This is a genomic window from Pseudomonas sp. TUM25319 (genome assembly GCF_056388475.1).
On record NZ_CM150751.1, the window covers coordinates 5,629,462 to 5,653,905 of the forward strand.

Here is a 24,444-nt window from a genome sequence, read left to right on the forward strand (position 1 = left end):
CTGAACTTTCCGACCTGGTTGTCGGCACGGTGACGCATTGTATCGGAAAGCCGAGCGCGACGCTCGGCCTTGCCGACAATCATGCGGCCACTACTTCCACCGGTACGCCGTTGAGTACCGCATTGCCCGACAGCGCATCGACAAGGCGTTCGTCGGTAAGGTCGTTGGCGCTGGCACCCGGCTGGGCCCGCGCGGTATCCAGCAGCACGCCCGGCCGCGCATGGCCGAAGCCGTGGGGCAGGCTGACCACGCCGGGCATCATGTCGGTGCTGGCCTGCACGTCCACTTCGATGCTGCCGACCCGTGACGTGACCCTCACTCGCTGACCGTCGTGCAACTGCCGGCCTTCCAGATCCTGCGGGTGCATCAGCAACTGATGACGGGGCTTGCCTTTGACCAGGCGATGGAAGTTGTGCATCCAGGAATTGTTGCTGCGCACATGCCGCCGGCCGATCAGCAGCAACTGCGCCGCACTCGGCGGCTGCTGCGCGGCGAAACGCTGCAGATCGGCAAGGATCTGTACCGGCGCAGCCTCGATGCTGCCGCTTTCGGTTTTCAGTCGCGCCGCCAGGTTCGGCTGCAACGGGCCAAGGTCGATGCCGTGCGGGTGCTGATCGAGCGTCTGCAGCGACAGGTTGAACGGCGAGCCTTCACCGTAACGCCCGCCACGCAAACCGAAATCGATCATCTGCGCAGGCGCCATGGTCGGCTTGAGCGCCCTGCCGCTGACCTCGGCGAACGCCTTGGCCAGACCGACGAAAATCTCCCAGTCGTGAAGTGCGCCTTCCGGCTTGGGCAACAGCGCACGGTTGAAGCGGCTGACATTGCGTACCGCAAAGAGGTTGAAGGTCGTGTCGTAGTGATCGTTCTCCAGCGCCGAGGTGGAGGGCAGGATCAGGTCGGCATAGCGGGTCGTCTCGTTGACGTAGAGGTCCACGCTGAGCATGAACTCCAGGCCGTCCAGCGCCTGCTCCACTTGCCGGCCATTGGGCGTCGACAGCACCGGGTTGCCGGCCACGGTGACCAGCGCCCGTACCTGGCCTTCGCCTTCGGTGAGCATTTCCTCGGCCAGCGCCGCCACCGGCAGCTCGCCGCCATATTCGGGCAGTCCGGAAACCCGGCTTTGCCAGACATTGAAATGACCACCACTGGTGGTCGCCACCAAATCCACCGCAGGTTCGGTGCACAAGGCGCCGCCGACCCGGTCGAGGTTGCCGGTGACCAGGTTGATCAACTGCACCAGCCAGTGGCACAGCGTGCCGAAGGCCTGGGTGGAGACGCCCATGCGCCCGTAGCACACCGCTTTGTCAGCGGCAGCGAAGTCTCTGGCCAACTGACGGATCAGCCCGGCCTCGATGCCACAGAGCAGGCTCATCACTTCGGCGGTAAAGGGCCGCAGGGCCTCGCGCACCTCCTCCAGGCCGTTGACCGGCAATGGCGTGGCACGGGTAAGGTTTTCCTCGAACAACGTGTTCAACAGGCCACAGAGCAGCGCAGCGTCGCCACCAGGGCGCACGAACAGATGCTGGTCGGCCATCGCCGCCGTCTCGCCGCGTCGCGGATCAACCACCACCAGCTTGCCACCCCGGGCCTGAAGCGCCTTCAAGCGTTTCTCGACATCGGGCACGGTCATGATGCTGCCGTTGGAGGCCAGTGGGTTGCCGCCCAGAATCAGCATGAAGTCGGTGTGGTCGATGTCCGGAATCGGCAGCAACAGACCGTGGCCGTACATCAGGTAGCTGGTCAGGTGATGCGGCAGTTGGTCCACCGAAGTGGCAGAGAAGCGATTGCGGGTCTTGAGCAGGCCGAGGAAGTAATTGCTGTGGGTCATCAACCCGTAGTTGTGCACGCTGGGGTTGCCCTGGTAGACCGCCACCGCGTTCTGGCCGTGGCGCTGCTGTACCTCGTGCAACTTGCGAGCGGCCAGTTCGAAGGCTTCATCCCAGGCAATCGGCAGCCACTGGTCCCCTACCCGCACCACGGGTCCGCGCAGGCGGTTCGGGTCGTTCTGGATGTCCTGCAGGGCCACCGCCTTCGGGCAGATATGGCCGCGGCTGAAGCTGTCCTGGGCATCACCCTTGATGGAGGTGATGCGCGGTGCACTGCCCTCTTCGGTCTCGAGTTCGAAGGTCAGGCCGCAAATGGCCTCGCACAGGTGACAGGCTCGGTGGTGCACGGTCTTGGTCATGGCCGCCTCTTGTTCTGGAATCGGGGGAATGCCGCCCCCGAATATGGCCTTCACTCAGGCGGCCCGCCAGCGAGCTTCACCCTGTGAATCCTTCGGCATCAGGTTGGACGATGGTCCCAACAGGCCGACAACGGCCCGCCCGTTCATTGCAAAGTCCTTCCGGGGCAGTGTAAAAAGCTCCCTTGCTCCGAAAAAAGGAGCAGACAGACGGCAGCGTTTCTGTTCGACCAAGACCGTCGAGGCAACCCCCACTTGGTAAGACGCGACATTTAATTATAGTATTGCGCCTTCCCCTATTTCGTCGCCCCGTGCGGCTTACGCCGCAGGTCTCATCCGTGTTTCCGAAAAACCGGTTTTCCTGATCTGCGGTCTGTTGCAAAAAGGTAGTCAATGATGAGCGCTAGGCACTTTCTCTCCCTGATGGATTTCACCGCCGAAGAACTGGTCAGTGTGATCCGCCGAGGGATCGAGCTGAAAGACCTGCGTAACCGCGGCGTACTCTTCGAGCCCCTGAAAAACCGCGTTCTGGGCATGATCTTCGAGAAGTCCTCGACCCGTACCCGGCTGTCGTTCGAAGCCGGCATGATCCAGCTCGGCGGCCAGGCGATTTTCCTGTCCCCGCGCGACACCCAGCTGGGCCGCGGCGAGCCGATCGGTGACTGCGCCATCGTCATGTCGCGCATGCTCGATGCCGTGATGATCCGTACCTTCGCCCACAGCAACCTGACCGAATTCGCCGCCAATTCGCGGGTGCCGGTGATCAACGGCCTGTCCGACGACCTGCACCCTTGCCAGTTGCTGGCTGACATGCAGACCTTCCTCGAACACCGCGGCTCGATCCAGGGCAAGACCGTGGCCTGGATTGGCGACGGCAACAACATGTGCAACAGCTATATAGAAGCGGCCATCCAGTTCGACTTCCAGTTGCGCATCGCCTGCCCGGAAGGCTATGAGCCGAATCCGAAGTTCGTCGCCCAGGCCGGCGACCGCGTGCAGATCGTCCGTGATCCGAAGGACGCCGTGCGCGATGCCCACCTGGTGAGCACCGATGTCTGGACGTCGATGGGCCAGGAAGAGGAAACTGCACGGCGCCTGGAGCGCTTCGCCCCTTATCAGGTGAATCGCGCACTGCTCGACCTGGCAGCCCCGGATGTCCTGTTCATGCACTGCCTGCCCGCCCACCGTGGCGAGGAAATCAGTATCGACCTGCTCGACGACCCTCGGTCCGTCGCGTGGGACCAGGCGGAAAACCGCCTGCATGCACAGAAGGCACTTCTTGAATACCTTGTAGAACCGGCCTATCACCACGCATGAGTCGTCCCCTGTTGCTCAACCTGCGCAACCTCGCCTGCGGTTACGGCGAGGCGCGCATCGTCCAGAATCTCAACCTGCACCTGAACGCCGGCGACATCGGTTGCCTGCTGGGCTCGTCAGGTTGTGGCAAAACCACCACCCTGCGCGCCATCGCCGGTTTCGAACCGATCCACGACGGCGAAATCCAGTTGGCTGACGAGGTCATTTCCCGAGCGGGGTTCACCCTCGCTCCGGAAAAACGCCGGATCGGCATGGTGTTCCAGGACTACGCCCTGTTCCCGCACCTGACCGTCGCCGACAACGTCGCCTTCGGCATCGGCAAGCACCCGCGCAAGGCGCAGGTGGTCAAGGAGATGCTGGAACTGGTCAAGCTGGACGGACTGGGCGGGCGTTACCCTCACGAACTTTCCGGTGGCCAGCAACAACGTGTTGCCCTGGCCCGCGCGCTGGCACCGGAACCCCAACTGCTACTGCTGGACGAACCCTTCTCCAACCTCGATGTGGAACTGCGCCGACGTCTCAGCCACGAAGTCCGCGACATCCTCAAGAGCCGGGGCACCAGTGCGATCCTGGTGACACACGACCAGGAAGAAGCCTTTGCCGTGAGCGACCATGTCGGCGTGTTCAAGGAAGGCCGTCTGGAGCAGTGGGATACCCCCTACAACCTCTACCATGAACCGGCCACGCCCTTCGTAGCCAGTTTCATCGGCCAGGGCTATTTCATTCGCGGACAACTGCTCGACCCGGAGACCGTACAGACGGAGCTGGGCACCCTGCGCGGCAACCGTGCCTATACGCTGCCCATCGGCAGCGCGGTGGATGTGCTGCTGCGTCCCGATGACATCGTCCACGCCCGCGACAGCGCCCTCAGCGCGCGCATCAACGGCAAGAGCTTCCAGGGCGCCTCGACGCTCTACCGCCTGCAACTGGGCACCGGCACCCAGCTCGAAGCCATCTTCCCCAGCCATATCGACTACCAGATCGGCCAGGATGTCGGTATCTCGGTGTCGGCGGATCACCTGGTGCTGTTCGCCGCGTCGGGCAGTGTCGAAGCCAGGTTGCCGGATGGCGACAACGGAGTACGCCGCTACAGTTCGACCTGAGCTTCAAGCTGCAAGCGACAAGAAACAGCAGCGCCACCGCAGCTTGTAGCTCGAAGCTTGCAGCTGCTTCACTCCCGCCCGATATCGGCAAACGTGCCCTGGGTATGCTCAGCGAGCACGGCGGCCGCCAGTTCCACTTCCAGGCCACGCCGCCCGGCGCTGACATGAATGGTCTCGTGCGCAGTGGCAGACTGGTCGATGAACGTCCGCAAGCGCTTCTTCTGCCCCAGCGGGCTGATCCCCCCCACCAGGTAGCCCGTTGAGCGCTGCGCCACCGCAACGTCAGCCATTTCGCACTTTTTAACCTTGGCGGCGCTGGCCAGGGCTTTCAGATCGAGCGTCCCCACAACCGGGACCACGGCTACAAGCAATTCGCCCTTTTCACTGCTGGCCAGCAGCGTCTTGAACACTCGCTTGGGGTCCAGATTGAGCTTTTCCGCCGCCTCCAGGCCATAGGAGGCAGCCTTGGGATCGTGTTCGTAACTGTGGATGCGGTGTTCGGCGCGCACCTTTTTCAACAGGTCCAGAGCAGGGGTCATGCGGGGCTCCAACAGGAATATTCAGTTTCCATTCGGCGGCTACTGTAGGACAAATCCCCGGTCGCAACCATCAGCCGTTAGCACAGCGCCATGACGCCCCGTGGGCCGGCAGTCAGATTGTGGACGACGGTTCGCTTTCGACCTTTGACATCAGCGTTTCTTGTCTATATTTTTTCGAATCTGAATATTCGAAATGCACTCATAAAGTGCATTCGCACCACCCACCCGACCGAAATGGGGATTTCGCTCGGGTTTCCGTCGAGCGCTCACTGCGCCTCACAACAACAAGAACCGAGGTAACGAATGACGACTGCTCTACAACAACCGACGTTGTCCAGCCAATGCCTGGCCGAATTCTTCGGCACCGCCCTGCTGATCTTTTTCGGGACCGGTTGCGTCGCCGCGCTCAAGGTCGCGGGCGCCAGCTTCGGGCTCTGGGAAATCAGTATCATCTGGGGGGTAGGCGTCAGCATGGCGATCTATCTCACCGCGGGTATTTCCGGCGCACACCTGAACCCCGCCGTCAGTATCGCCCTGTGCCTGTTCGCCGGTTTCGAGAAGGGCAAACTGCCGTTCTACATCGTCGCGCAGATCGCCGGCGCCTTCTGCGGCGCGGCGCTGGTCTACACCCTCTACAGCAGTCTGTTCTTCGATTACGAACAGGCCCATGCCATGGTTCGCGGCAGTCAGGCCAGCCTCGAACTGGCCTCGGTGTTCTCCACCTATCCGCATCCGGCCCTGTCCACCGGCCAGGCGTTTCTGGTCGAAGTGATCATCACCGCCATTCTCATGGCCGTGATCATGGCTCTGACCGATGACAACAACGGCCTGCCCCGCGGCCCCCTCGCCCCGCTGCTGATCGGCCTGCTGATCGCGGTAATCGGCAGCGCCATGGGCCCGCTCACCGGCTTCGCGATGAACCCCGCCCGCGATTTCGGGCCAAAGCTGATGACCTTCCTGGCCGGCTGGGGAGAAATCGCCTTCACCGGCGGCCGCGACATTCCCTACTTCCTCGTTCCGGTTTTCGCGCCGATCATGGGAGCTGGCATCGGCGCCGCCCTGTACCGCGGCGTGTTCGCCCGCAGCCTGCCGAATGCCGCTGCCGCCGCGACCGACGAAAAGCCCCAGGGCAAGACCCAGACGTCCTGATCCGCACGCGGATCGAACTGCCCTGACTCCAACCTATTTCACTGCAAGGCCAACGACATGACAGACCGTCAGAACAAGAACTACATCATCGCCCTGGACCAGGGCACGACCAGTTCGCGGGCCATCATCTTCGACCGCGACGCAAACGTTGTCGGCACCTCCCAACGCGAGTTCGCCCAGCACTATCCGCAAGCCGGCTGGGTCGAGCACGACCCGATGGAAATCTTCGCCACCCAGAGCGCGACCATGGTCGAGGCCCTGGCACAGGCCGGTATCAGCCACGATCAGGTCGCGGCCATCGGCATCACCAACCAGCGCGAGACCACCGTCGTCTGGGACAAGGAAACCGGTCGCCCGGTGTACAACGCCATCGTCTGGCAATGCCGCCGCAGCACGGAAATCTGCGAGCAGCTCAAGCGCGACGGCCTGCAGGACTACATCTGCGAAACCACCGGCCTGGTCACCGACCCCTATTTCTCCGGCACCAAGCTGAAATGGATCCTCGACAATGTCGAAGGTGCCCGCGAACGCGCCGAGCGTGGCGAACTGCTGTTCGGCACCGTCGACAGCTGGCTGATCTGGAAATTCTCCGGCGGCAAGGTCCACGTCACCGACTACACCAACGCCTCCCGCACCCTGCTGTTCAACATCCACACCCTGCAGTGGGACGAGAAGATGCTGGAAGTGCTGGGCATTCCGCGGCAGATGCTGCCGGAGGTCCGCCCGTCCTCGCAGATCTACGGCAAGACCAAGAGCGGCATCGACATTGCCGGTATCGCCGGCGACCAGCAGGCCGCGCTGTTCGGGCAGATGTGCGTGGAGCCGGGCCAGGCCAAGAACACCTACGGCACCGGTTGCTTCCTGCTGATGAACACCGGCGACAAAGCCGTGCAATCCTCCCACGGCCTGCTCACCACCATCGCCTGCGGCCCCCGCGGCGAAGTGGCCTATGCCCTGGAAGGTGCCGTGTTCAACGGCGGCTCCACCGTGCAGTGGCTGCGTGACGAACTGAAGATCGTCAACGACGCCCACGACACCGAGTACTTCGCCAGCAAGGTCAAGGACAGCAACGGTGTCTATCTGGTGCCGGCGTTCACCGGCCTCGGCGCTCCCTACTGGGACCCGTATGCCCGTGGCGCGCTGTTCGGCCTGACCCGTGGGGTCAAGGTGGACCACATCATCCGCGCCGCACTGGAGTCCATCGCCTACCAGACCCGCGACGTGCTCGATGCCATGCAACAGGACTGCGGCCAGCGCCTCAGCGCTCTGCGGGTGGACGGTGGCGCGGTCGCCAACAACTTCCTGATGCAGTTCCAGGCCGACATCCTCGGCACCTGCGTCGAACGTCCGCAGATGCGTGAAACCACCGCCCTCGGCGCCGCCTACCTGGCGGGCCTGGCCTGCGGTTTCTGGAGCGGCCTGGACGAGTTGCGCGGCAAGGCGCTGATCGAGCGCGAATTCACTCCGCAACTGCCAGAAGCAGAGAAGGAAACGCTCTACCGCGGCTGGCTCAAGGCGGTCGATCGCACCCGCGACTGGGAACCCCACGACGAGTAAGGCGTGACGGCAGGGCACATCCGCCATGGATGCGCCCTGCAATACACCGACGCCGCGCTCAGACTGGTCCCCAGCTATTTCCTACGGCATCATTGCAGAATTTTTCGGCCGCCCCTGAAGGACGCCCATGAATCTGCCTCCCCGCCAACAACAAATTCTCGAACTGGTCCGCGAACGCGGCTACGTCAGTATCGAGGAAATGGCGCAGTTGTTCGTCGTCACCCCGCAAACCATCCGCCGCGATATCAACCAGCTGGCGGAGGTCAACCTGTTGCGCCGTTACCACGGTGGCGCAGCCTACGACTCCAGTATCGAAAACACCGCCTACGCCATGCGCGCCGACCAGATGCGCGACGAGAAGCAGCGCATCGCCGAAGCCGTGGCCCGGCAGATCCCCGATCACGCCTCGCTGTTCATCAATATCGGCACCACCACCGAGTCCATCGCCCGCGCCCTGCTCAACCACAACCACCTGAAGATCATCACCAACAACCTGCATGTGGCCTCGATCCTCAGCGCCAAGGATGACTTCGAGGTGCAACTGGCCGGCGGTAACGTGCGGCGCGATGGCGGCGTGGTGGGCCAGGCCAGTGTCGACTTCATCAATCAGTTCAAGGTCGACTTCGCCCTGGTGGGCATTAGCGGCATCGACGAAGACGGCAGCCTGCTGGACTTCGACTACCAGGAAGTACGGGTATCCCAGGCGATCATCGCCAACGCCCGGCAGGTGATCCTCGCCGCCGACTCCAGCAAGTTCGGACGCAATGCCATGGTGCGGCTGGGGTCCATCGGCCTGATCGATTGCCTGGTGACCGACCAGGCGCCGGTAGCCGCCCTGAGCCAGTTGCTCAACCAGCACAAGGTTCGCCTGGAAGTCGTCTGATCCCTGCCCTCCGACCGCCACCGCAAGGGTGGCGGTGGTCATGTTCGGTTTTTTTCACTTAGTTGTAACAAGATCAGTATTTTCTATGGAAAGTCACTGGTCGGCGCCTTTTTGTTCGGCTAACATTTTCGAATGCGAACATTAATGTTCATAAAAGATAGAAACCGACATTCGAGAGGCCGTGCCGTGTCCCAATCCAGCGCTCCCAATCTTGCTGAAATCTATGATGTGGCCGTCATCGGTGGCGGCATCAATGGCGTCGGCATCGCCGCCGATGCAGCCGGGCGCGGTCTCTCGGTGTTCCTTTGCGAAAAGGACGATCTGGCCAGCCACACCTCTTCGGCCAGCAGCAAACTGATCCACGGCGGCCTGCGCTATCTCGAACACTATGAATTCCGTCTGGTACGCGAGGCACTGGCCGAGCGCGAGGTACTGCTGGCCAAGGCACCGCATATCGTCAAGCCGATGCGCTTCGTTCTGCCGCACCGTCCTCACCTGCGTCCGGCCTGGATGATCCGTGCCGGCCTGTTCCTCTATGACAACCTGGGCAAGCGCAAGCAGCTCGGCGCCTCCCGCAGCCTGCGCTTCGGCCCGGGCAACCCGCTCAAGCCGGCCATCAGCCGCGGTTTCGAATATGCCGACTGCGCAGTGGACGACGCTCGCCTGGTGGTACTCAACGCCATGGCCGCCCGCGAGCGCAGTGCCGATATCCTCACCCGCACCCGCTGCATCGAGGCTCAGCGCGTCGGCAAGCTGTGGAACGTGCGAATCGAACGCGCCGACGGCAGCCAGCAGACCCTCCAGGCACGCTCGCTGGTGAACGCCGCCGGTCCTTGGGTCGCCCGGTTCATCAAGGACGACCTGAAGCTCACCGCGCCCTACGGTATCCGCCTGATCCAGGGCAGCCACCTGATCGTGCCGAAGCTGTACGAAGGCGAACACGCCTACATCCTGCAGAACGAAGACCAGCGCATCGTGTTCTGCATTCCTTATCTGGAGCGTTTCACCCTCATCGGCACCACCGACCGCGAATACAGCGGCGACCCGGCCCAGGTGGCGATCACCGAGACCGAAACCGACTACCTGCTGAACGTGGTCAACCAGCATTTCAACCACCAGCTGAGCCGTACCGATATCCTGCACACTTATTCGGGTGTCCGGCCGCTGTGCAATGACGAATCCGACAACCCCTCGGCGGTGACCCGTGACTACACCCTGGCGCTGTCCTCGGAAGACGGTCAGGCGCCGCTGCTGTCGGTATTCGGCGGCAAACTCACGACCTACCGCAAGCTGGCCGAATCGGCCATGTCGGAGCTGGCGCCGTGGTTCCCGCAGATGACCGGTAGCTGGACCGCCAACGCACCACTTCCCGGTGGCGAAGGCCTGGGCACGCCGCAGGCATTGTGCGACCAGGTACTCGCCAGCCACGGCTGGCTGCCGACCGCCCTGGCCAGGCGCTGGGCACTGACCTACGGCAGCCGCATCTGGAAAATGCTGGAAGGCGTGCAAGGGCCGGAAGACCTCGGTCAAGCCCTGGGCGGCGGGCTGTTCGCCCGGGAAGTGGATTACCTGTGCCGGGAAGAGTGGGCAGTGAACGCCGACGACATCCTGTGGCGCCGGACCAAGCTGGGGCTGTTCCTGAGCGCAGCCGAGCAGCAGACGCTGCGCGAATACCTGCAGCAGGTCGAGCTCAAGCGCGGGCGCGTCGAGGCTGCCTGACCCGGGTAGGAGAGCCTTGCCTGCAATGACGCCATCGTCGGCAAGGCGGACTCCCACAGATATCGAGTCCTGTCTGGAATAACGCGGCTGGCCGAAATCCTGGGGGGCTCGCAGATAAACATTCGGTTTTCCGAACGCCTCTCGACGCAAGATTCGGACTGCCGTACTTCCCCGCCTGTAAAACCCCCGTCAAACAAAGCTGTTACCCAGTAAATACGGGGCTTCGTGACCGAAGTCAGAGCCTGGCACGAGTCATGCTCTACACTCAGTACCCGAATGCGCAAACGCTTTGTTGCAGCGTTCGCTGAACGAAAGGGCCGGCCAACGGCCTCATAAGAAAAACAACGTCGAGGAAAGTTTGATGCGTATCGTTCGTCATCTGTTGGGCGCCGCAATCGCGGCAGTCGTGATCTCTTCCCCCGTTATGGCCGAAGAACTCACCGGCACCCTGAAGAAGATCAAGGACTCGGGCACCATCACCCTGGGGCACCGCGACTCCTCCATTCCATTTTCCTACCTGGCGGGCAAGCCGGAACCCGTGGGCTACTCTCACGACATCCAGCTGGCTGTCGTCGAAGCCCTGAAAAAGCAACTGGGTACGGACATCAAGGTCCGCTACAACCTGGTCACCTCCCAGACCCGCATTCCGCTGGTGCAGAACGGCACCGTCGACCTGGAATGCGGCTCCACCACCAATAACGTCGAACGCCAGCAGCAAGTCGGCTTTTCCGTGGGCATCTTCGAAGTCGGTACCCGTCTGCTGACCAAGGTCAAGGACGGTCAACCTTCCTACAAGGACTTCCCTGACCTGGCCGGCAAGAACGTCGTGACCACCGCCGGCACCACCTCCGAGCGCCTGCTCAAGGCGATGAACGCCGACAAGCAGATGAAGATGAACGTGATTTCCGCCAAGGACCACGGTGAAGCCTTCAACATGCTCGAAAGCGGCCGCGCCGTGGCCTTCATGATGGACGATGCCCTGCTGGCCGGTGAAATGGCCAAGGCACGCAAGCCGTCGGACTGGGTCATCACCGGCACGCCGCAATCCTACGAAATCTATGGCTGCATGGTTCGCAAGGACGACCCGGCGTTCAAGAAGGCCGTCGACGAAGCCATCGTCGGCTACTTCAAGTCGGGCGAGGTCAACAAGAGCTACGACAAGTGGTTCCAGCAGCCCATCCCGCCTAAAGGCCTGAACCTGCAGTTCCCGATGAGCGACGAACTGAAGAAACTGATCGCCGAGCCGACCGACAAGGCCGCGGACGAGAAGAAGTCCTGACCCACCCGAAATGGCCCGCCATCTGATTCAAGCGTGCGGGCCAGCCGATAGTGTCTAACCTTTCCTCCGAGGGCGCGTGCGCCCCCGGAGGCTCGAAGGTGCCCGTGAAACGACCGTCTGAGGGGAAATCCCGATGAATTACAACTGGGACTGGAGTGTGTTCTTCAAGTCCACCGGCGTAGGCAGCGAAACCTATCTGGACTGGTACATCACCGGACTGGGCTGGACCATCGCCATTGCCGTCAGCGCCTGGATCATTGCCTTGCTGCTGGGCTCGGTGCTCGGTGTCATGCGTACCGTGCCGAACCGCCTGGTATCGGGTATCGCCACCTGCTATGTGGAACTGTTCCGCAACGTGCCGCTGCTGGTGCAGCTGTTCATCTGGTACTTCCTGGTCCCCGACCTGCTGCCCGAGGGCCTGCAGGAGTGGTTCAAGCAAGACCTCAACCCGACGACCTCGGCACTGATCAGCGTGGTCATCTGCCTTGGCCTGTTCACCGCCGCACGGGTCTGCGAACAGGTCCGCACCGGTATCCAGGCCCTGCCCCGCGGCCAGGAATCCGCCGCCCGCGCCATGGGTTTCAGCCTGCCGCAGATCTACAGCAACGTGCTGCTGCCCCAGGCCTACCGGATCATCATTCCGCCGCTCACCTCCGAATTCCTGAACGTGTTCAAGAACTCCTCGGTCGCCTCGCTGATCGGCCTGATGGAGTTGCTGGCGCAGACCAAGCAGACCGCCGAGTTCTCCGCCAACCTGTTCGAAGCCTTTACCCTGGCGACGCTGATCTACTTCACCCTGAACATGGGCCTGATGCTGCTCATGCGCATGGTCGAGAAGAAGGTCTCGGTCCCTGGCCTGATCTCCGTGGGAGGTAAGTGATGGAAATGGATTTCAGCGAAATCATCCCCGCCCTGCCGGCCCTCTGGGAAGGCATGATCATGACCCTCAAATTGATGGTCATGGGCGTGGTTGGCGGTATCGCGCTGGGCACCGTGCTGGCATTGATGCGCCTGTCGTCGAACAAGCTGCTGGCCAACCTCGCCGGGGCCTACGTCAACTACTTCCGCTCGATCCCGCTGCTGCTGGTCATCACCTGGTTCTACCTGGCGGTGCCGTTCGTGCTGCGCTGGATCACCGGCGAAGACACCCCGATCGGCGCCTTCACCTCCTGCGTCGTGGCCTTCATGATGTTCGAGGCGGCCTACTTCTGCGAAATCGTCCGGGCCGGCGTGCAGTCGATCTCCAAGGGCCAGATGGGCGCGGCACAGGCACTGGGCATGACCTATGGCCAGACCATGCGTCTGATCATCCTGCCCCAGGCGTTCCGCAAGATGACCCCGCTGCTGCTGCAGCAGAGCATCATCCTGTTCCAGGACACTTCGCTGGTCTACACCGTGGGCCTGGTGGACTTCCTCAACTCGGCACGCTCCAATGGCGACATCATCGGCCGTTCCCATGAGTTCCTGATCTTCGCCGGTGTCGTGTACTTCCTCATCAGCTTCTCCGCTTCGTGGCTGGTCAAGCGCCTGCAAAAAAGGATAACCGTATGATTTCCATCAAGAACGTCAACAAGTGGTACGGCGACTTCCAGGTGCTGACCGACTGCAATACCGAGGTCAAGAAAGGTGAAGTGGTGGTGGTCTGCGGGCCGTCCGGCTCGGGCAAATCGACCCTGATCAAGTGCGTCAACGCCCTGGAACCTTTCCAGAAGGGCGACATCATCGTCGACGGCACCTCCATCGCCGATCCGAAGACCAACCTGCCGAAACTGCGCTCGCGCGTCGGCATGGTGTTCCAGCACTTCGAATTGTTCCCGCACCTGAGCATCACCGAGAACCTGACCATCGCCCAGCGCAAGGTACTTGGCCGCAGCGAAGCCGAAGCCACCAAGAAAGGCCTGGCCCTGCTCGACCGCGTCGGCCTTTCCGCCCATGCCAAGAAACATCCCGGCCAGCTCTCCGGCGGCCAGCAGCAGCGCGTGGCCATCGCCCGCGCGCTGTCGATGGACCCGATCGTCATGCTGTTCGACGAGCCGACCTCGGCGCTGGACCCGGAAATGGTCAACGAAGTGCTGGACGTGATGGTCGAGCTGGCTCACGAAGGCATGACCATGATGTGCGTGACCCACGAAATGGGCTTCGCCCGCAAGGTCGCCAACCGGGTGATCTTCATGGACAAGGGCAGCATCATCGAGGATTGCAAGAAGGAAGACTTCTTCGGCGACCCGACCGCCCGTCACGAACGCACCCAGCACTTCCTCAGCAAAATCCTGCAGCACTAAGCGACAGGCGCCCTCGGTTCGGTACGCCGGGCCGGGGGCGCTGGTTGTAACAAGGCCACTGTGATGAAATGCGATCCCACGCTCTTTCGCCCAGCCAAGCCTGCCCTTGCCGTGAAACCCCGTCTGATCCGCCAACTGCTCGTTCTGCCGCTGATCCTCCTGCTGACGATCGGCCTGGGTGTCGCCGGTTTCATGGTCAGCGAGCACAACGGCATCCGCACCTTGAGCGATAACGGCGAGCGTCAGCTCGAACTGCACGCGCGCACCGTCGAAAGCGAAATCAGCAAGTACACCTACCTGCCCAGCCTGCTGGAACTCGAAGACAGCGTATCAATGCTGTTGACCGAGCCGGACGGCGAGCATCGCCAGGTGGTCAACGAATACCTCGAGGGCCTGAATCGCCGCAGCCGCAGCCGGGCGATCTTCGTCCTCGACACCAGCGGCCGGGTCCAGGCCACCAGCAACTGGCGCGACGTCGACAGTTTCCTGGGTGAAGACCTGTCGTTCCGCGCCTATTTCCAGGACGCCGTGCGCGGCCAGCCCGGTCGTTTCTACGGCATCGGCAGCACCACCGGCGAGCCCGGCTATTACCTGGCCCATGGCCTGGAAGAGCATGGCAAGATCATTGGCGTCGCAGTGATCAAGGTGCGCCTGGAAGCCCTCGAGGAGCGCTGGCAGCGCGCCCGCCTGGAAGCCTTCGTGAGCGACGAGAATGGCATCATCATCCTGTCCAGCGATCCGGCTCGGCGTCTGAAGTCGGTGCGGCCGCTGACCCCGGAGGTCAAGGAACGCCTGGCCCGCAGCCTGCAGTATTACTGGTTCTCGCTCAACGAGCTGCAACCGCTGGGCCGGGAAAAACTCGGTGACGGCCTGGAAAAACTGACCTTCCCCGCCAACGCCCGGCTCGACGACGGCACCCACGAAGTCGCCTACCTGGCGCAGACCCGCCGCCTCGCCGACACGCCCTGGCATTTCACCCTGCTGACCCCACTGCAGGACCTGCGCCGCGAGTCCATCATCCAGGGCGTGCTGGTGGCGATCGCCTTCGCTCTGCTGGCGATTCTCGGCATTGCCTGGAACGAGCGACGCAAGGTGATCGCCACCCGCCTCGCTGCCCGCGAAGCGCTGGAAGAAGCCAACAACCAGCTGGAACGCAAGATCGCCGAGCGCACCGCCGACCTGCGTGCCAGCAACGACCGCCTCAAGGCACAGATCCGCGAGCGGCGTCAGGCCGAACAGACCCTGCGCCACGCCCAGGACGAACTGGTCCAGGCCGGCAAGCTCGCCGCCATCGGCCAGATGTCCACCAGCATCGCCCATGAACTGAACCAGCCGCTGGCGGCGCTGCGCACGCTCTCCGGCAATACCGTGCGCTTCCTCGAACGCGGCTCGCTGGAAATCGCCAGTGCCAACCTGCTGACCATGAACGACCTGATCGACCGCATGGGCCGCATCACCGCCAGCCTGCGCTCCTTTGCCCGGCGCGGCGACGACCGCGGCCAGGCCTCGCTGGCCAAGGCGGTGGACGCCACCTTGCAAGTGCTGGCCGCACGCATCGAAGGCTGCCACCTGAAGCTGCACAGCAACTACAGCGACCCGCTTCTGGCCATCGATCAGACCCGCCTGGAACAGATCCTGGTCAACCTGATCGGCAACGCCCTGGACGCCATGGCCACCGCGCCGCTGCCGCAACTGTGGCTGGAAGGCGAGCAGCAGGACGACAAGTACCGCCTGCGGGTACGCGACAACGGCCACGGCATCGACGACGAAGCCCGCAAGCACCTGTTCGAGCCCTTCTTCACCACCAAGCCGGGCGAGCATGGCCTGGGCCTTGGTCTGACCCTGTCCGCCAGCCTGGCCGCCGCCGCCGGCGGCAGCCTGAGCGTCGAACACCCCGCCAGTGGCGGCACCGCGTTCGTCCTCGGCCTGCCGCTGGTCAAAGCCCCCACTGAATCCGCCGAGTCCCTATGAACCCATCGCCTCTTACCGTCCTGATTGTCGAAGACGACCCGCATGTGTTGCTAGGCTGCCAGCAGGCCCTGGCCCTGGAAGACATCGCCAGCGAAGGCGTGGGCAGCGCCGAACAGGCACTGGAGCGGATCGGCGATGACTTCGCCGGTATCGTCGTCAGCGATATCCGCCTGCCCGGCATCGATGGCCTGGAACTGCTCAGCCGCCTCAAGGCCCGCGACAGCAGCCTGCCCGTGGTATTGATCACCGGCCACGGCGATATCGACATGGCCGTCGGCGCCATGCGCAACGGCGCCTACGACTTCATGGAGAAACCCTTCTCCCCCGAGCGCCTGGTGGATGTGGTGCGTCGCGCCCTGGAGCAGCGCGGGCTGGCCCGCGAGGTATTCGCCCTGCGCCGGCAACTGGCCGAGCGCAGCACCCTGGAGGGCCGCATCATCGGCCGCTCGCCAGCGATGCAGAACCTGCGCGAGCTGATTGCCAATGTCGCCGACACCTCGGCCAACGTGTTGATCGAAGGCGAGACCGGCACCGGCAAGGAGCTGGTCGCCCGCTGCCTGCACGACTTCAGCCGACGTCAGGCCCAGCCCTTCGTCGCGCTGAACTGCGGTGGCCTGCCGGAAAACCTGTTCGAGAGCGAGATCTTCGGCCATGAGGCCAACGCCTTCACCGGCGCCGGCAAGCGCCGCATCGGCAAGATCGAACACGCCAACGGCGGCACGCTGTTCCTCGACGAGATCGAGACCATGCCGATCAACCTGCAGATCAAGCTGCTGCGGGTGCTGCAGGAGCGCACCCTGGAGCGCCTTGGTTCGAACCAGAGCGTGCCGGTGGATTGCCGGGTGATCGCGGCGACCAAATCCGACCTCGAAGCCCTCGGCCAGAGCGGCCAGTTCCGCAGCGACCTGTACTACCGGCTCAACGTGGTGACCCTGGAACTGCCACCGCTGCGCGAGCGCCGCGAAGACATCCTGCAACTGTTCGAGCATTTCCTGCAGCAATCGTCGCTGCGCTTCGACCGCGAGGCACCGCAACTGGACAGCCAGACCCTGTCGCGGCTGATGAGCCATGACTGGCCGGGCAATGTCCGCGAGCTGCGCAATGTCGCCGAACGCTTCGCCCTCGGCTTGCCGGCGTTCAAGAAGGCCGGCGCCAGCCCGTCCCAGGGCGTGGGCTTCTCCGAGGCCGTGGAAGCCTTCGAGCGCAACCTGCTCAGCGACGCCCTGCAGCGCACCGGTGGCAACCTCAGCCAGGCCAGCCAGGAGCTGGGCATGGCCAAGACCACCCTGTTCGACAAAGTGAAGAAATACGGCCTCGGCTGATAAGGCGGACAACGTGGACCTGATACTCAAAGCCTGTCTCGGTGCCGGCGTGGTGGTGATCCTCGCCATGCTGGCCAAGACCCGCAACTACTACATCGCCGGGCTGGTGCCGCTGTTCCCCACCTTCGCCCTGATCGCCCACTACATCGTCGGCAAAGGCCGCTCGCTGGACGACCTGAAGACCACCATCGTCTTCGGCATGTGGTCGATCATTCCCTATTTCGTCTACCTGGCAGCGCTGTATTTCCTGGTGGACCGCCTGCGCCTGGAAGCATCACTGGCGCTGGCCGCAGTGGCCTGGCTGGTGGCGGCGACCATTCTCGTCAGTGTCTGGATACGCCTGCACTAACGCTGGGCCAAGTGGCTGAAGTCATTGCGGTGCGCCTGCAGGTACGGCAGCACCGCCGCCAGTAGCGGCGCCTTGAACGGCTCCTGGAAACGATGGGCCAGCCCTGGAATCAACGCCAACTGGCTGCCCTGGATATGCGCCGCCAGGTGCACGCCGTGCATCACCGGCAACAGCGGATCGGCGGTGCCATGCACCACCAGGGTCGGCACACGCAGACGGTTGAGCAGTTCGACCCGACTGGGTTCGGCGAGGATCGCCATGATCTGCCGCTTCACGCCTTCGGGATTGAAGGCCCGGTCATAGGAAACCGCCGCCTGCTGCAACAGCACCTGACGATCGTCCTTGACCTGCGGGCTGCCCAACGCGGCGAGCAGGTCAGCCTGTTGCTCAATGGCCACCTCCCGGTTCGGCGCGCTGCGCCGCGCCAGTTGCTGGATCAGCGCGGCACTGGGCGCCGGCAGCCCCTGGGCCCCTGAACTGGACATGATCAGGGTCAGGCTTTCGACCCGCTCCGGGGCCATGTCGGCGATGTGCTGGGCAATCATGCCGCCCATGCTCACACCCAGTACGTGGTAGCGGCTCTCGCCGAGAAACTGCATCAGTTCAAGGCCATCCTCGGCCATGTCTTCCAGGCTGTAGGGCGCGCTCACCGACAACCCCAGGCGATAGCGCAGCAGTTCGAAGGTCAGGCTGGCATCGGCCGGCGGCTGGTTCCAGCGCGACAGCCCGACGTCGCGGTTGTCGTAGCGGATCACCCGAAAGCCTTGCTTGCACAGGGCTTCGACCACTTCATCAGGCCAGTGGATCAACTGCCCGCCCAGCCCCATCACCAGCAGCAGCGCCGGATCGGTGTCTCGACCGACACTCTGGTACGCCAGGCTGACCTGCTTGAGTCCGGCCGTCTGCACAGGCGCATGCACGTCGCAGCGCGGCGCGGCGAACGACGAAGTGGCGCATAGCAGCGCCAGAAGAAATAGATAAACCCGCATGGAAGAAACACCGAAAACGAAATCCCCAGTAGAGCGCGAGTGTGATGATGTTCATGCCGTCGCGCTGCCACAAAACCGTGACAGTTTCATGAACCCCGCCAGACGGATATCTATCTACCGCCCTTCGCGCCCTCGCCTGACCTGCAATGGTCCGTCCACAACGGCTGCCCTCCCGTAGCCCAGACTCCAGCGAGGAACCCCCATGAGCGAAGAGCCCATCGATCTGATCGAAACCGATTTCGGAATCGGCACTCTCGACATCACTCAACGCAACCAGAACATTCAACAGCGCGCCCGGGTCCGGTGGCGTGAAAGCCAGCAAACGATGCAACGCCTGTTGAGCGACGCGCCAGGCGTTCGCCAGTTGATCCGCGAACGCTTCAGGCAACGATGGGCACTGGAAAGCGAGAATGCCGGCCTGCTGTTCAGCAGCGGCGGGAGCATGAGCCTGACCCAAGCGTGCGCCCAGGTGGTCCAGCAGCCCGGGTTGCCTGCGGATCTCGACGACACCAGCACGGTCTACGGCGTACCGTCGAGCCATGCGCTGCATGGCCTGAGCCCGCTGCAACTGCTGGAGGCGCTGAAAGAACTGCGGCTGCAGGACCACCTCATGAACGGCTGGATGGGCTACTGGCACGCGCGCGCGCCAGGTACCCGCATCAGCCGCTACGACCATGCCCAGGAACAATACCGGCTGCATTTCCGCGCAGCCTGCGAATACGCCTTCGCGCAAGGCTCGCTGACTGCGACACGGCTGGGCGTCCTGCTGGCCTTGCTCGAACCCGCACAGCCCGGCGTAGCGCAGACCAGGGCGCGAAGCCTGACACTGGTGCAATCGGCCGCCCTGCAACCACGACTGGAGGGCGCCATGGTGATCGCCCGCGACAGCGAGGTGGCAGGCGAACAGATGCTGTATCTGCCCGCTCACCAGCCGGCGCTGCAAGTCTTTGCCTCGGAAGAGGAACTCAAGCGCTGGGTATCGGCGCGTCAGCACCAGTTCTGGCCTTGGCTGGGGAATGAGCTGCGCCCCGCCTATTCCCTCGTGACCCACGCCATCGCCAGCATCGACGTGGCGTTCCAGCACATGATGGAGGCACTGCGCAGCAAACTGTTCCAGGCCGCACTGTCGGCCCCGCAGCCCGCTCCCGCGATAGAGCATGCAGTGCCCTTGGCGGTCGCGGACCAGCTCGACACCTGGCGCCAGATCGGCGCGTTTTTCTCGCTGGCGCCACCCTCCGATGAGCCAGACCTGACCGAACCCACCCCCGCGCCGCCCTGCGACAGTTTCGACAGCCTGCACGAGGATGTGCCGCCGGGCATTCGCCTGGACGATGTCAAACGCCAGCGGGAAGCCCTCGAGGCCCTGGTGGGCGAACTGAACACGCCCGATGGCAGTCCGGTCCACGGGTTGCTCGAAGCACTCAGGGCCGCCAGCCGGAAAAGTGATGAGGCCGCAGCGGTTCTGTTCGACCGGGAGCACTTGTACGAGCTGCGCACGCAAAGCCAGGCCGGGCAGGACGCGCTGTTGCAGGCACGAATGGCCGCCTTGCAAGCGGAGGTGAAGATCCAGCGCCTGCTGGATCAACTGGATGACGATGATCAGGCGCTGCTCCAGGCCGTTCTCGATGCACCGCGCGCCGCCGATCGCAACGGCAACGTGGTCGCCGCCAGCATCACCCTGCAGCGCTGCGAAACCGATCGTCCGCAGCAGGAACACGGGCTGAGCGGCGCCGTGGTGTTCTGCCATGCCGGACAATCGGGCGAGCTTGACCAGCAACGCCCGGTCTTGCTGTACCTGCCGGGTACCGGTGGCGGCCTCATGCGGTTCGCGTCGGTCGACGCGCTGCAGCGACGCTTCTTCAAAGTGAGCGATGCCGACACAGCGCTACGGGTGCTGCTGGCGCCCATCGAAGGTGACCCGTTCGCCTTCGGCCTTCAACGCCAACTCCTCGACTGCGAGCAAGCGGCACTCAAGCTGCAACAGCAATACCCGGACGCCAGCCAGGCACCACAACGCCGCCATGCACTGGACGAACTGCGTCGCCAGACCCTGCTGGCCCTGCAGATCGTGGTGCCGCCTTCCCGGGAACTGGCGTGGTCGCAACTGCTCGAGCAACACGAGACCCTGGCCCAGCTCACCGGTCGCCCTGAGTGGCTGGGCCGGCTGACCACCGAAGAGCGCCTGCGCCTGAGTGATCTGCTCACGGCCTACATCAAGGCGGCACGCAGTTTTCAGGCGCTGATGGACAAGGACCTGCCGGCACGGGAGCGCTACGCCGAGCGTCAGGTCAACAGCCGTCTGCGTGAACAGTTCGCCCTGACCAGTGATGTGACCGTGACACTCGACCTGCCCGACACGTTCAGCTACGAGAAAGAGCTGATCGCCGGCTCCGGAGCCCCGGGCACGCCGAGCAAGCTGGTGATCAAGCCCAGTGCGGCACGCAGCCAGGTGAAACTGTCCCGGGTGGCGCTCGACAACATCACCGACGATATGCGCACCCGCCTGCATTTCATGCAAGCGGCGTACTCGGGAGGCGAAGCGGCCGACCGGGAAACGCTCCGCGCTGCGCTGGACAGCAAGGCCATCCAGCGCTTCGTGACCGATCTGGATCTGGCGGGGCGCTACGAAACGCGCATCCGCGAGGCCCTGCTCGGCACGCCCGACGCCGCCACGTTCGAGCTGGAACAGCGTGATGAATGCGTTCTGGAACCCATAAGGCTGATGCTGCAGATCCACGCCATGGTCGCCCGGCAGACGTTTTTCACGCCGGCGGGGGACACGCTGTTGCGCATCGCCCTCGACGCCCGGTCGGCCGAGGCCTTCCGCGCAGAAGGGCACGACATCAGGCTGCTGCCGGCCGATCTCACCGCCGGCGGGCCCGACACCCACGACCGCGGCACCACCCTGAGTGGCGTGACCTTCGTGCAGGACGCCCTCAGCGGCATCACCCTGCTCTACCTGCCGGACAGCCCCGATGGCAAATGCCTGCGCCAGTACGAGAACCTGGAACAGGCGCGCATGGCGCTGTATCGACTGGCGTTCAACGAACCCATGGAGAAATGGCTGGCAAACCGCGCGCTGACGGGTGATCCGGAGGCTCATCGCAGTCGCATCAGGGCGGCCTGCGTCGCCCACCACGACCGCATCATCGGCGTCGGCCCGGCCTGGCCCGTCACCACCTCGCTGGCCATGCACCTGCGCAATGCGCACATGGGCCGCTTGATCGAGGCTCATCGCTCGACCTCTCTGTCAAAACGGGACTTGCATCTGGAAAACGCCGCATTGGCCAGCGGCATGGTCTTCAATCACATCAAGATGGCCCTGGGGCTTGTGCCTGTGGTCGGGACGGCCATCGCGCTCTACGACGCCTGGGTCAGTGCCAACGCGGCGACGGCAGCGTTTCTGCAAGGCACGCCGGGACAAGGCGTGGACCATCTTGAAACGCTCTTCCAGTGCCTGATCGATGCGGGCATGGATCTGCTGCCCGGCCTGGGAGGCGCGCCACTGTCGGCGCGCCAGCTCACCCGGCAGCGCCAGTCCAGACTCATGGGCGATCGCCTGCCCACACCTAGCCTCGGCAGGCCGGGGCGAACCGCGCTCGACCGCTTCGAGGGCTACGAGTGCCTCGAGGCTATCGATCTGGGTGGCCTCACGCCCGCCGCACAAGGCATCTACCAGAACGTCTACCGTCACGCCAGCGGCGACCTCATTCTCAACCACGGCCAGCTCTATCGCGTCGAATTCGACAGCGCCCGCCACACCTGGCGTCTGATCGGCAAGGGACGCGACGCCTATCGGCAACCGATCGCACTGGACGCTGCAGGCAACTGGGACACCCATGGCGCCTTGTACGGCGTCAACGTGCTCGGTCCGCTCGGTGGCGGAGGCAATGTACTTGGCCATCTGGCCGATATCGCCGACCCGCTCTGGCCGGCAGCCATCCGCCAGCGCCTGCCGAACTGGTGGACCAACCGAGCCCTGCGCCGGCAACTGGCACTGCGCAGTAGTGTCGACCAGCAAACAGCGGTACTGGCGCAGATCAATAGCCAGACCAACGACCTGCAACAACGCTTCAATGGCCTGACCGATGAAGCCCGGCGCCGCACGTTGTGGTCTGAACTCACTCCGCGCTTCGCCAGGGAACGGGAACTGGCCGGCCGGCTCTACAGCGACGCCCAGGAACTCGGTCAACTGAGCAGCGGCAACAACCGCACCCGTCTCCGGGATCTGCAGAGCCGCCTGGCCTGGCTGCAGGTGGATCGCCTGTGCAACGAGTTGCAGTACACCCGACTCATCGCCGTGGATCAGCTGGACAGCATCGAGGCACTGGTTGCCCAGACGAGAAGCACCCCTGCTACCGAAGTCAGCCGGCATGTGCAGTTGATGCAGGCCCGCAAACTGGCGCGGATTCGCCTGGTGGATCATCTGGAAAGCGTGGGCCGCCTTACCGACGACATCGATACCTGGAATGCGCGCATCACCGCACAAAGCCAGCGTTCCCAGGCACGGCAGCGGGTAGAACACGCCCGGGGCAGCTTCCCGCCCGGGACCCGGGACGTGCTCAAGGCTGGCCAGTACCTGGAGATCATCAACCGCTACGACACGGCTGACGATCTGCCGTGGTTCTACCTGCAACGACAGATCGTCCAGGAACGCGCCAACGTGAACCAGGCCATGTGCGACCAGACACACCTCCCCGAGATCCAGGCCAACCCGGCCCAGCGCCGGCGAGTGCTGGAAGCCTGCGTTCAGGCCTATCAGAACTACCGGCGCAACCTGTTGGCCTGGAATGCCAGCTACCCCGACTACCTTGACCAGAACTATGTCCAGCCCCTGCTCGACACCCTCCAGCGCCTGAGCGACCTGGCCGAGCAATGGCAACACAGGCTGCCCACCGAAGCCCCGCTCCTGCGCCGCAACAGGCGAAACACACCGCAGACCCGACGCTTGTTCGAAACCGAAGACAACCAGTTGCTGACCGGCACCGAGGGCGAACGCGGCGAAATGAGGCGCAGCAGTACCGTCGACGGCCTCGACGACCGCGCCGACATCTACGTCCCGGGCGAGAACGGACGCTGGCGATTGCAGGCCGGCTCCGACCCCGTCGCGCCAGCGCCTGCCGTGGATTACCCACGCCTGGCCGCCGAGGCCGAGGCCAGGCTCGATTCAGTGGCCGCCTATAGCGAGAAGGTTCAGGGCTACGCCCGGCAGAACATGCTGCCGGTCGACCTCGAACACCTGATGCTCAGCGAAGCCAGCGAGTTGCGCATCCGTGCCGATCGCATCGCCGAAGGGCAACCGCAGTCTTCGCTTGTGACACGCCTGCGGGAAAAAGCGGCAATGCTGGTGGAAAGCGGACGCCAGTTGCGCATCCGGCAGACCCTGGCCAGCGACACGCCCAGTGAGGCGATGCTCGACTACCTGCTGCAGGTCGAAGCGGTCGAAGTCATCCGTCTCGGGCGGCCGGTCGAACTGCCGAAACGGCCCGACGGGCGCAGCGACTTCCTTCAGGAATACGAAATTCGCGACCTCACCCAAGGCATCGCCCGTCCGCTGTGGTATGCGCACTTCCACTATGGCAACGCCCAACCGGTGTTCGACAACTTCGTCAAGGCACACCTGAAGACGGCCGCGCAACGCCGCCTGGGCCTGCAATGGCAACAGACCCAGGGCGACAACGCCGAACGGATCTGGCGCGGAGACATCGGCAAGCCGCTGGCCCGCAAGCACTTCCAGGTGCTGTTCGAGTCCTGAAACAAGGCCCCGTCCCCTGGCAGGGGACGGGGCCTGCTCATGGCG

At 63.8% G+C, this 24,444-nt stretch carries 17 protein-coding genes; 14 read left to right on the forward strand and 3 right to left on the reverse strand.

Annotated features, from left to right (window positions below; genetic code table 11):
• Positions 1–79 precede the first annotated feature (79 nt).
• On the reverse strand, positions 80–2,188 hold the full coding sequence (locus tag AC05QJ_RS25460; protein ID WP_476744000.1) for a molybdopterin oxidoreductase family protein: 2,109 nt from the start codon (positions 2,186–2,188) through the stop codon (positions 80–82).
• A 393-nt stretch (positions 2,189–2,581) separates the two neighbouring features.
• On the opposite strand from AC05QJ_RS25460, the gene argF reads away from it, so the two are divergent.
• Together argF and AC05QJ_RS25470 are read left to right on the forward strand one after the other, a co-directional pair.
• Complete coding sequence (argF, locus tag AC05QJ_RS25465) at positions 2,582–3,502, forward strand: ornithine carbamoyltransferase (protein WP_476744001.1); 921 nt, start codon at positions 2,582–2,584, stop codon at positions 3,500–3,502.
• Entirely contained in the window at positions 3,499–4,605 is a 1,107-nt protein-coding gene (locus tag AC05QJ_RS25470; RefSeq protein WP_476744002.1) for an ABC transporter ATP-binding protein, read from the forward strand. The genes argF and AC05QJ_RS25470 overlap by 4 nt, the downstream gene beginning before the upstream one ends.
• A gap of 68 nt (positions 4,606–4,673) precedes the next feature.
• Here AC05QJ_RS25470 and ybaK read toward each other — a convergent pair whose 3' ends face one another.
• Positions 4,674–5,144, reverse strand: coding sequence for a Cys-tRNA(Pro) deacylase (gene ybaK, locus AC05QJ_RS25475; RefSeq protein WP_476744003.1), 471 nt, complete (start codon positions 5,142–5,144; stop codon positions 4,674–4,676).
• Between the two features lie 303 nt (positions 5,145–5,447).
• Here ybaK and AC05QJ_RS25480 point away from each other — a divergent pair, with 303 nt between their 5' ends.
• From AC05QJ_RS25480 to AC05QJ_RS25530, 11 genes are all read left to right on the forward strand, one after another.
• The gene (locus tag AC05QJ_RS25480) at positions 5,448–6,293 is read left to right on the forward strand and encodes an MIP/aquaporin family protein (protein WP_476744004.1); all 846 of its coding nucleotides are present in this window, start codon (positions 5,448–5,450) and stop codon (positions 6,291–6,293) included.
• Between the two features lie 57 nt (positions 6,294–6,350).
• Positions 6,351–7,850 carry a glycerol kinase GlpK gene (glpK, locus tag AC05QJ_RS25485; protein WP_476744005.1) on the forward strand — a complete coding sequence of 500 codons (1,500 nt, stop codon included), beginning with the start codon at positions 6,351–6,353 and terminating at the stop codon, positions 7,848–7,850.
• A 127-nt stretch (positions 7,851–7,977) separates the two neighbouring features.
• On the forward strand, positions 7,978–8,733 hold the full coding sequence (locus AC05QJ_RS25490) for a DeoR/GlpR family transcriptional regulator (protein ID WP_476744006.1): 756 nt from the start codon (positions 7,978–7,980) through the stop codon (positions 8,731–8,733).
• Positions 8,734–8,919: 186 nt separating this feature from the next.
• Complete coding sequence (glpD, locus tag AC05QJ_RS25495; RefSeq protein WP_476744007.1) at positions 8,920–10,452, forward strand: glycerol-3-phosphate dehydrogenase; 1,533 nt, start codon at positions 8,920–8,922, stop codon at positions 10,450–10,452.
• A gap of 361 nt (positions 10,453–10,813) precedes the next feature.
• Positions 10,814–11,731, forward strand: coding sequence for a glutamate/aspartate ABC transporter substrate-binding protein (locus AC05QJ_RS25500; protein WP_476744008.1), 918 nt, complete (start codon positions 10,814–10,816; stop codon positions 11,729–11,731).
• Between the two features lie 133 nt (positions 11,732–11,864).
• On the forward strand, positions 11,865–12,611 hold the full coding sequence (locus AC05QJ_RS25505) for an amino acid ABC transporter permease (protein ID WP_476744009.1): 747 nt from the start codon (positions 11,865–11,867) through the stop codon (positions 12,609–12,611).
• Positions 12,611–13,282, forward strand: a complete 672-nt coding sequence (locus AC05QJ_RS25510; RefSeq protein WP_476744010.1) for an amino acid ABC transporter permease — start codon at positions 12,611–12,613, stop codon at positions 13,280–13,282. Before AC05QJ_RS25505 ends, AC05QJ_RS25510 begins: the two co-directional genes overlap by 1 nt.
• A complete protein-coding gene (locus tag AC05QJ_RS25515) occupies positions 13,279–14,013 on the forward strand; it encodes an amino acid ABC transporter ATP-binding protein (RefSeq protein WP_476744011.1) in 735 nt (244 codons plus the stop codon). The genes AC05QJ_RS25510 and AC05QJ_RS25515 overlap by 4 nt, the downstream gene beginning before the upstream one ends.
• Positions 14,014–14,076: 63 nt before the next feature.
• Positions 14,077–15,984, forward strand: a complete 1,908-nt coding sequence (aauS, locus tag AC05QJ_RS25520; protein WP_476744012.1) for a two-component sensor histidine kinase AauS — start codon at positions 14,077–14,079, stop codon at positions 15,982–15,984.
• On the forward strand, positions 15,981–17,306 hold the full coding sequence (gene aauR, locus AC05QJ_RS25525; RefSeq protein ID WP_476744013.1) for a two-component response regulator AauR: 1,326 nt from the start codon (positions 15,981–15,983) through the stop codon (positions 17,304–17,306). Before aauS ends, aauR begins: the two co-directional genes overlap by 4 nt.
• Before the next feature lie 22 nt (positions 17,307–17,328).
• The gene (locus AC05QJ_RS25530) at positions 17,329–17,655 is read left to right on the forward strand and encodes a GlpM family protein (protein WP_476748006.1); all 327 of its coding nucleotides are present in this window, start codon (positions 17,329–17,331) and stop codon (positions 17,653–17,655) included.
• On the opposite strand, the gene AC05QJ_RS25535 is transcribed toward AC05QJ_RS25530, so the two are convergent.
• Positions 17,652–18,644 carry an alpha/beta fold hydrolase gene (locus AC05QJ_RS25535; RefSeq protein ID WP_476744014.1) on the reverse strand — a complete coding sequence of 331 codons (993 nt, stop codon included), beginning with the start codon at positions 18,642–18,644 and terminating at the stop codon, positions 17,652–17,654. The two genes, AC05QJ_RS25530 and AC05QJ_RS25535, sit on opposite strands and share 4 nt — an antisense overlap.
• A gap of 202 nt (positions 18,645–18,846) precedes the next feature.
• Between AC05QJ_RS25535 and AC05QJ_RS25540 the strand changes: the two genes are divergently transcribed.
• Positions 18,847–24,399 (forward strand): dermonecrotic toxin domain-containing protein, encoded by a 5,553-nt coding sequence (locus AC05QJ_RS25540; protein WP_476744015.1) that lies wholly within the window; start codon positions 18,847–18,849, stop codon positions 24,397–24,399.
• Positions 24,400–24,444: the final 45 nt, after the last annotated feature.